The organism is Paraburkholderia sp. IW21 (genome assembly GCF_041321145.1).
GTDB lineage: Bacteria > Pseudomonadota > Gammaproteobacteria > Burkholderiales > Burkholderiaceae > Paraburkholderia.
The window spans coordinates 1-9,280 of sequence record NZ_JBGGWA010000026.1 but is presented as its reverse complement, the minus strand read 5'-3'; the positions used below and the strand labels follow the sequence as shown (position 1 = coordinate 9,280).

Below are 9,280 nucleotides of genomic sequence, written 5' to 3'. Positions count from 1 at the left end.
GGGAGCCGCTTAGCATTAGCGGTTTGAGCTGCTTTCTCTTGCTTACTTCTCTTTGCAGCCGGCAAAGAGAAGTAAGTGCCGCCCCGCACAGGGGCAACGCCAATAGACCACTAACAAAACAAGGAAAGCCGCGAAAGCCAGAACCACAGTAAGACAAGCGCCGAGCAGGCAAAAAAAACCTTACAACCTAAACTTCCCAACCATCGCCTTCAACCCCCGAGCCTGATCATCCAACGACCGAGCAGCCGCGGTAGCCTGCTCAACCAGTGCAGCATTCTGCTGGGTCCCCGAATCCATCTGTGTAACCGCAAGGTTAATCTCTTCAATCCCAGCACTCTGCTCGGACGAAGCAGCCGAAATCTCACCCATGATATCGGTGACCCGCTTCACGGCCTTCACGACTTCATCCATCGTCTGCCCGGCGTCCTGGGCCAACGTCGACCCATTACTCACCCGCTCGACAGATGTACTGATCAACCCCTTGATCTCCTTAGCCGCAGCCGCGCTCCGCTGAGCCAGATTCCGCACTTCAGCCGCGACGACAGAAAAACCACGCCCTTCCTCACCCGCCCGCGCAGCCTCCACCGCGGCGTTCAAAGCCAGAATGTTGGTCTGGAACGCAATCCCCTCGATCACGCCGATGATGTCGCCGATACTCCGCGCGCTATCGTTGATCTCGTTCATCGTCGCAACCACGCGGCTCACTACGTCGCCGCCCTTTTCAGCAATCTCCGAGGCGTTATGGGCCAGCGTGCTCGCCTGCTTCGCGTTGTCGGCGTTCTGCCGAACCGTCGAGGTCAACTGCTCCATGCTGCTCGCGGTCCGCTCAAGCGCCATCGCCTGTTGCTCGGTGCGCTGCGACAGGTCCAGATTGCCCATCGAAATCTCGCCCGATGCGGTCGCAATCGCATCCGCACTGGAAGCGATGTCGGACACGGTCGTCGCGAGGCCGCTTTGCATGTCGTGCAGCGCGTATAGCACGCTCGACTTGTCCTTGCGCCCCAACGCGATCTGATTCGACAGATCACCCGCCGCGATCCGGCTGGCAATTTCCTTCGCGTACGCCGGCTCGCCGCCAAGCTGGCCGGCGAGCCGCCGCACCACCCACTCGCTGATACCGAACGCCAACGCGATCAGCCCGATCGTCATCACCGCGATCATCACGAACGACGACCGGTAAATAAATCCCGATGCCGCGATGGTCGCCTTCGCAGCCGTGCCGCGCTGCGCGACGAGTTCGTCGACGAGTTTTTCGAGCTTGCCGGTTTCCACCAGCAGCGACACGTCCTGCATGCCGACTTGCCAGTTCATCTGCGACAGATCGAGCGGCTGCGCTTTCACAAGCTTCACGAAGTCGCGCAGATGGCCGCTCCACGCCGCGACGGCAGCCGCAAATTTCTTCTGCTGACCGACGGCCGTAGCGTCGGATGCGTCGACGTATTGCTGCAGCGTGCCCAGTTGCGCGGCGAGGCCGCCCAAACCCTTGTCGATGTCGGCGCCAAGCTCGTCGCGCTCCTTGGCCGTGGTCGCGGTCAGCAGCATCTTTTGCGCGCGGCTCGCGCGCAGCATGTAGCCCCGCGCCTCTTCGGCCGCCTGGCTGGCAACGTGCCCCTGGTCGAAGATCGATTGCGCGGAGGCGTTCAGGCGACCGATCTGGGTCAGCGAAAACACGCCGATCGCGAGCGTGCCGATCAGCAGCACGGCAAACGCCAGGCGCAACATCGCCTTCACTGACAAGCCCTTGAGCCGCACGGCACGCGAGCGGCTGCCCTGTCCACGCGATAGCGACGGCTTGCCTGCCGCGTCCCCTTCCGATACGAACCCCGCGCCCGTCTGGCCGCCTGGCGAAACTGCTTTCATATTTCTCGTCCCCACGTTTCGAACTGCCGGACAGGTCGGTTCCGGCACTGCTGCATATCTCCGGGTCTACGGCATAAACGTCTGCGATCTTTAACGCCGCTCGCGTGATGCCGACCGTCGTGCCCGGTCCTCGACGCTTCGCTTTGTAAGCTTCGCGCCCGCGACCGTTTTATACATGGCCAAAAATCCGCCAACCGCTTTTATCGGACGACTTGCCAACTGCGAGTGGCAAATGGCGGCACACGCGCCGCAAGCAGCATCGCGGCGCACCCAATGCACGACAGCTGGACAACGCCAGAAGTGTCCGATTCGCGACAAAACTTGTCCTTACAATTCGTGGGAGCCACATTAAACTTCGATGATTAGCTGACCACGCCGGGTGCCACGTCGACATGCCGCGGCACTCAAGTCGGCAAGCGAACAGGAAAAACGACGACGCGCCGACAGCTTTAACTCACTACCCGCCCTTTTTTTTCTCTCATCTAGCGTATGGAAACAAGCCTCGATAAAAGCGCCCTCGCTGGCGCCTCCGCCGGAACCACGGGTTCTGCCGATCCGGCCGGCGCCGCGCAACCGGTCGCGAAGGTGCAGCGCACGGTCTACTCCGTGCTGGGTGCGATCAGCTTCTCGCATCTGCTCAACGACATGATCCAGTCGTTGATTCTGGCGATCTACCCGATGCTGAAAGACAACTTTTCGCTGTCGTTCGGGCAGATCGGCCTGATTACGCTGACCTACCAGATCACTGCGTCGTTGCTGCAGCCGCTCGTCGGGACTTACACCGACAAACATCCGAAGCCGTATTCGCTGCCCGTCGGCATGGGCTTCACGCTCGCCGGCCTGCTGCTGATGTCCGTCGCGCCGAGTTTCGGCGTGCTGCTGGTAGCGGCCGCGCTGGTCGGCTGCGGCTCGTCGGTGTTTCATCCGGAATCGTCGCGGGTGGCGCGGATGGCGTCGGGCGGCCGTCACGGTCTCGCGCAGTCGCTGTTTCAGGTGGGCGGCAACGCGGGTTCGTCGCTCGGACCGCTGCTTGCCGCGTTGATCGTGATTCCGCATGGTCAGCGCAGCATCGCGTGGCTCTCGGTGGCGGCGCTCGTCGCGATCGTCGTGCTCACGCAGATCGGCCGCTGGTATAAGGCGCATCCGGCGGTGAAGAAGGCGCGCAGCCAGGCCGGTCACGCGACGCTGTCGCGCAACCAGGTCATGTTCGCGATGGGCGTGCTGATCCTGCTGGTGTTCTCGAAGTACTTCTACCTCGCCAGCATCAACAGCTACTTCACGTTCTATCTGATCGACAAGTTCCATCTGCCGATACAGGCCGCGCAGGTTCATCTGTTCGTGTTTCTCGCCGCGGTGGCGGCGGGCACGGTGATCGGCGGTCCGGTCGGCGACAAGATTGGCCGCAAGTATGTGATCTGGGTGTCGATCCTGGGCGTCGCGCCGTTCACGCTGCTGCTGCCGTACGCCAACCTGTTCTGGACCGGCGTGCTGACGGTGATCATCGGCGTGGTGCTGGCCTCGGCGTTCTCGGCGATCCTCGTCTATGCGCAGGAACTGATTCCCGGCAAGGTGGGGATGGTGGCGGGGCTCTTCTTCGGTTTCGCGTTCGGCCTGGGCGGGATCGGCGCTGCCGTGCTCGGGCAGTTGGCGGATGCCACCAGCATCACCTATGTGTACAAGGTCTGCTCGTTCCTGCCCCTCATCGGCGTGCTGACGGTGTTTCTGCCGAATGTCGAGGGCAAGCGCGCGAAAGCTTGACGGGTTTGTCGGAAGTTGCATTCAGGAGAAAAGGCGCTGCGGCGCCTTTTTCTTTGCGCGGCCGAATCGCATGACTGCCGGCCGTCGCTCGGCTCGCCGGCCGGATCCGCAAGCGGCCGCTTATGGTGAACCCGCGTTGTCCGCACAGCCGTGCGTGCTCTATGCTTGTGCGGATAACGCACCCCCGGCTCTCGCGCCGTGCCGACCGGCCGTACGACTCGACATCCGTTCACTCACGCAGCAGAAGGATCGCCGCAGATGACCCGCTACCGCGACTTCCACCGTCATTCGATCGAGCAGCCCGAGGAATTCTGGCGCGAACAGGCGCAGCGGATTCATTGGGAGACGCCGTTCGATACCGTGCTCGACCGCTCGAATCCGCCGTTCGCCCGCTGGTTTGTCGGCGGCCGCACGAACCTGTGCCATAACGCGGTGGACCGGCATCTGGTCGAGCGCGCGCAGCAGAACGCGCTGGTGTACGTGTCGACGGAAACCGGCATCGAGCGGCGCTACACCTACGCCGAGCTGTACGCGGAAATCAACCGGATGGCCGCGGTGATGCGCTCGTTGGGCGTCAAACGCGGCGACGTCGTGCTGCTCTATCTGCCGATGATTCCCGAAGCGGTCTTCGCGATGCTTGCCTGCGCGCGGCTCGGCGCGATTCACTCGGTCGTGTTCGGCGGCTTCGCGGCGCCCAATCTGGCGGCCCGCATCGACGATGCGAAACCCGTGCTGATCGTGACCGCCGACGCCGGCGCGCGCGGCGGCAAAGTGATCGACTACACGCCGCTGGTGGACGAAGCGCTCGCGCGCGCGACCCACAAGGCGCCGCATGTTCTTCTGATCGACCGGCAACTCGCGCCCGAGCGCCTGAACGCAAGCTATCTGGTCAGCTACGAACCGCTGCGCGCACAGTTCTTCGACGCACACGTGCCGTGCGAATGGCTCGAATCGAACGAGCCTTCGTATGTGCTTTACACATCGGGCACGACCGGCAAACCGAAGGGCGTGCAGCGCGACGTCGGTGGGTATGCGGTGGCGCTGGCGGCATCGATGGAACACATCTTTCAGGGCAAGCCCGGCGACACGATGTTCACCGCCTCGGACGTGGGCTGGGTGGTCGGCCACAGCTACATCGTCTATGCGCCGCTGATCGCGGGCCTTACCACCGTGATGTACGAAGGCACGCCGATTCGCCCGGACGGCGGCATCTGGTGGCGCCTCGTCGAGCAGCACAAGATCAATCTGATGTTCACCGCGCCGACCGCGTTGCGCGTGCTGAAAAAGCAGGACCCGGCGCTGCTGAAGAGCGCCGATCTGTCGAGCTTGCGCACGCTGTTCCTGGCCGGCGAGCCGCTCGACGAACCGACCGCGGCATGGATCGCCGACGCGCTCGGCAAGCCGGTGATCGACAACTACTGGCAGACCGAAACCGGCTGGCCGATGCTGGTGATTCCGCGCGGCGTCGAAGCGCTGCCGACCCGGCTCGGCTCGCCGGGCGTGCCGTCGGCCGGCTTCGATCTGACCTTGCGCAACGAACTGACCGGCGAGCGCTGCCCGCCCGGCGAAAAAGGTGTCCTCACGCTGGGCTATCCACTGCCGCCGGGCTGCATGTCGACGGTATGGGGCGACGACAAGCGTTTTGTCAGCACGTACTGGTCGAGCATTCCGAACCAGCAGGTCTACTCGACCTTCGACTGGGGCATTCAGGACGAAGACGGCTACGTGACGATCCTCGGCCGCACTGACGACGTGATCAACGTCGCCGGCCATCGGCTCGGCACGCGCGAAATCGAGGAAGCGTTATCGGGCCACGCGGCGGTCGCGGAAGTGGCGGTGGTCGGCGTAACGGACGCGCTGAAGGGTCAGGTGGCCATGGCGTTCGTCGTGCTGCGCGACGCGCAAGCCTATGCGGACGACAAGGCGCGCGCGAAGCTGGAGGCTGAACTCACCGCGACGGTCGACCGCCAGCTCGGCGCGATTGCCCGGCCGGCGCGGGTGGTTGCGGTGTCGATGCTGCCGAAGACGCGCTCCGGCAAGCTGCTGCGCCGCGCGATCGCGGCGTTGGCTGAAGGACGCGAGCCGGGCGATTTGCCGACAATCGAAGATCCGGCGGCGTTGCAGCAGGTGCGCGAGGCGCTCGCGGATTCCGCGAAGGGATAGCGCCGCGATCCGACCCAATTCAAGCCGCGCGGCGCGCCGCTAAAAACCGCGTCAGGATCGCATTCGAATACGTCCCGGCGATTTCCGTCAGAAACGACACGAACGACGCCGGCGCGTGATCGTCCGCGGTATCCGAAATGGTCCGCACGACGGCGCATGGCACGCCGTATTCGTGACACACCTGGGCGATCGCCGCGCCTTCCATCTCGACGGCCAGCGCATCCGGCAGCGCATCACGCAGCGCCCCGACGGCCACCGCGCTGGCGACGAACTGATCGCCGCTGATGATCAAGCCGCGATGCACGCGCGGCTCCCGCGTGCCGAAGCGCGCCGCCGCAGCCGCGCCCTCCTCGGCGACAAAGCGCTCACATGCCGCGGCAAGCTGATTCGCCAGCGCCGCATCGGCAGCAAAACGCGACACGCCGAGCAAAGGCACTTCGAACCTCGGAAACAGCGGCGACGCGTCGAGATCGTGTTGCATCAGCGCGCTGGCGACGACGATATCACCGACCCGCACCTCCGGCCCCACGCCACCCGCGACCCCCGTAAACACGACCGCCTCGACATCGAACGCATGGATCAACGCGCTGACGGTGGCCGCCGCCGCGACCTTGCCGACGCGCGCCAGCGTCACGACACACGGTGTGCCGTGGACGATACCGAGGTGATAGTCACGCTGACCGTGCGTGATGGTGCGTACACCGGATTCGGCGCGCATCGCTTCGATCAGGTCGCCGAGTTCCTGCGGCAGGGCCGCCAGAATGCCGAGCGGACGATGCGAGACAGGCACACCGCTTCGCCTCGGATCGATACCGGCCGCGTGCGACCCGGCCGTACCCGCATCAGCCGCGCCTGAGCCGGCTGCTCCTACGCCGGCCGCGCTCATTCAACCGCCTGCAATTTAGCCACCGCTAGCGCCAGCCACTTCTCGCCGTGCCGTTTGAATTTGACTTGTGCCTTGGCATCCGTGCCGCCGCCTTCGAGCGCGGTGATCGTGCCTTCCCCGAACTTGGTGTGAAACACCTGCTGGCCGACGCGAAAACCCGTTTCCGCCGCGCGCTGTTCGTTCGCGAAGGCCGGCAACGGCGCCGGCGTGGACGACGAGGCGCCCGTATAACCGGGCCGCGCAAACCAGTCGCGCCCGTAGCCCGCATTATCCGAGCGGCCGCCCCAGCGCGCCCCCGCCTCGACCTTCGGCGTGAGCCACTTGAGCGTTTCCTGCGGCAGTTCGTCGAAGAAGCGCGAACGGATGTTGTAGCGCGTCTGGCCGTGCAGCATCCGGCTCTGCGCGAACGACAGATACAGCCGCTCCTTCGCCCGCGTGATCGCCACGTACATCAGACGGCGCTCTTCTTCCAGGCCGTCCGTTTCCATCGCGCTGTTTTCATGCGGGAACAGCCCTTCTTCGAGACCGGTGATGAACACCGCCGTGAACTCGAGGCCCTTGGCCGCATGCACCGTCATCAACTGCACGGCTTCCTGGCCGGCTTGCGCCTGGTTGTCGCCCGCTTCCAGCGAGGCGTGCGACAGGAAACCCGCGAGCGGCGTCATGGTGTCCGGGTTTTGCGCCGGGTCGGCGATGCCGGGTGCGTCGAGCACGACCGTGTTCGGATCGTCGGTCGCGACCGCCAGTTCGGGGGCGGTGGTGGCACCCGGGCGCAGCGGAATCGAACGCGCCGGCGTATCCATGCCGTAGCCTTCTTCGCTGACGAAAGCCGCCGCCGCGTTGACCAGCTCCTGCAAGTTCTCCAGCCGGTCCTGGCCTTCGCGTTCGTTCTGGTAAAACTCCGTGAGACCGCTCGTACGGACCACGTATTCGACCGTTTCCGGCAGGCTCATCTGCTGCGTTTCCGCGCGCATCCTGCCGATCAGATTCGCAAAGCTCGCGAGGCTCGACCCCGCCTTACCCGCGACATACGGAATCGCCGCGGCCATCGAACAGTTGTACAGCCGCGCCGCATCCGCGAGTTGCTCGATCGAACGCGCGCCGATGCCGCGTGTCGGGAAATTGACGACGCGGGCGAACGCGGTATCGTCGTTCGGATTGTCGATCAGGCGCAGATAGGCGAGCGCGTGCTTGACTTCCTGACGCTCGAAAAAGCGTAAGCCGCCGTACACCCGATACGCGATGCCCGCATTGACCAGCGTGTGTTCGATCGTGCGCGACTGCGCATTGCTGCGGTACAGGATCGCGATTTCGCTGCGCGACGTGCCGGTGCTGATGAGCGCCTTGATTTCCTCGACGATCCAGCCGGCTTCCTGCGTATCGGTGGCGGACTCGTACACGCGCACCGGTTCGCCGTGACCCGCATCGGTGCGCAGATTCTTGCCCAGACGCCGCGAGTTGTTGGCGATCAGCTGATTGGCCGCGTCGAGAATATGGCCGTGCGAGCGATAGTTCTGCTCGAGCTTGATCATGTGGCGAACACTGAACTCGTGCTCGAAGTCGCGCATGTTGCCGACGTTCGCGCCGCGGAATGCATAGATGGACTGATCGTCGTCGCCGACGGCGAAGATCGAGTTGGTCTGTCCGGCCAGCATCTTCAGCCACGCGTATTGCAGCTTGTTGGTGTCCTGAAACTCGTCGACGAGGATGTGCCTGAAGCGCGCCTGATAGTGAGCGCGCAGCGGCGGATTGTGCGCGAGCAATTCGAAGCAGCGCAGCAGCAGTTCCGGAAAATCGACGACGCCTTCGCGCTGGCACTGCTGGTCGTAGGCTTCGTAGAGCTCGACGAATTTGCGGTTGAAGTTATCCGTGGCGTCGACGTCTTTCGGGCGCAGGCCTTGTTCTTTGGAATTGTTGATGAAGTACTGGAGATTTTTCGCCGGGTACTTTTCATCGTCGATGTTGAGGCCCTTCATCAGACGCTTGATCGCGGAGAGCTGGTCCGCGGTGTCGAGGATCTGGAAAGTGGCGGGCAGGCCTGCGTCGCGATGATGCGCGCGCAGCATGCGGTTGCACAGGCCGTGGAAGGTGCCGATCCACATGCCTCGGGTGTCGATCGGCAAGAGTGCCGAAAGACGCGACATCATTTCGCGGGCGGCTTTATTGGTGAAGGTCACCGCCAGGATGGTGGGGGGCGAGGCCAGCCCGTGCTGGATGAGCCACGCGATCCGCGTGATGAGGACGCGGGTTTTGCCGCTGCCCGCGCCGGCAAGGATGAGCGCTGGCTCGTTGGGGAGCGTGACGGCGGCGTGTTGTTCGGGGTTTAGATTGGCTAGCAGATCGGGCATTTTTTGGGAGGACGGCAGGTGCGTTCGACATTATATGCCCCTGCGGGGTTGGGGTTTTTTTGGGGGTTTTTTGCCTGCGCGGCGCTTGTCTGACTGTGGTTCTGGCTTTCGCGGCTTTCCTTGTTTTGTTTGCGGTCTATTGGCGTTCCCCCTGTGCGGGGGGGCACCTACTTTTCTTTGCCGCCGCAAAGAAAAGTAGGCAAAAGAAAGCGGCTCAAACCGCTAATGCTAAGCGGCTCCCCCGGCTTGGAGGGGCCAGTGGCCC

At 63.9% G+C, this 9,280-nt stretch carries 5 protein-coding genes; 2 read left to right on the top strand and 3 right to left on the bottom strand.

Translation table 11 applies throughout. The features are described 5' to 3' along the window. Nucleotides 1-180: 180 nt before the first annotated feature. On the bottom strand, nucleotides 181-1,860 hold the full coding sequence (locus ACAX43_RS32775; RefSeq protein WP_370712464.1) for a methyl-accepting chemotaxis protein: 1,680 nt from the start codon (nucleotides 1,858-1,860) through the stop codon (nucleotides 181-183). Nucleotides 1,861-2,349: 489 nt separating this feature from the next. Here ACAX43_RS32775 and ACAX43_RS32770 point away from each other — a divergent pair, with 489 nt between their 5' ends. Both ACAX43_RS32770 and ACAX43_RS32765 read left to right on the top strand, forming a co-directional pair. Then, the gene (locus ACAX43_RS32770; protein WP_370712463.1) at nucleotides 2,350-3,618 is read left to right on the top strand and encodes an MFS transporter; all 1,269 of its coding nucleotides are present in this window, start codon (nucleotides 2,350-2,352) and stop codon (nucleotides 3,616-3,618) included. Between the two features lie 258 nt (nucleotides 3,619-3,876). Next, on the top strand, nucleotides 3,877-5,781 hold the full coding sequence (locus tag ACAX43_RS32765) for a propionate--CoA ligase (RefSeq protein ID WP_370712462.1): 1,905 nt from the start codon (nucleotides 3,877-3,879) through the stop codon (nucleotides 5,779-5,781). Nucleotides 5,782-5,800: 19 nt separating this feature from the next. Here the strand turns inward: ACAX43_RS32765 and ACAX43_RS32760 are convergent, their stop codons facing one another. Together ACAX43_RS32760 and ACAX43_RS32755 are read right to left on the bottom strand one after the other, a co-directional pair. Then, a complete protein-coding gene (locus ACAX43_RS32760; RefSeq protein WP_370712461.1) occupies nucleotides 5,801-6,667 on the bottom strand; it encodes a 5'-methylthioadenosine/adenosylhomocysteine nucleosidase in 867 nt (288 codons plus the stop codon). Further along, nucleotides 6,664-9,015: a UvrD-helicase domain-containing protein gene (locus ACAX43_RS32755; protein WP_370712460.1), complete on the bottom strand. Its 2,352-nt coding sequence runs from the start codon at nucleotides 9,013-9,015 to the stop codon at nucleotides 6,664-6,666. Before ACAX43_RS32755 ends, ACAX43_RS32760 begins: the two co-directional genes overlap by 4 nt. Nucleotides 9,016-9,280 lie beyond the last annotated feature (265 nt).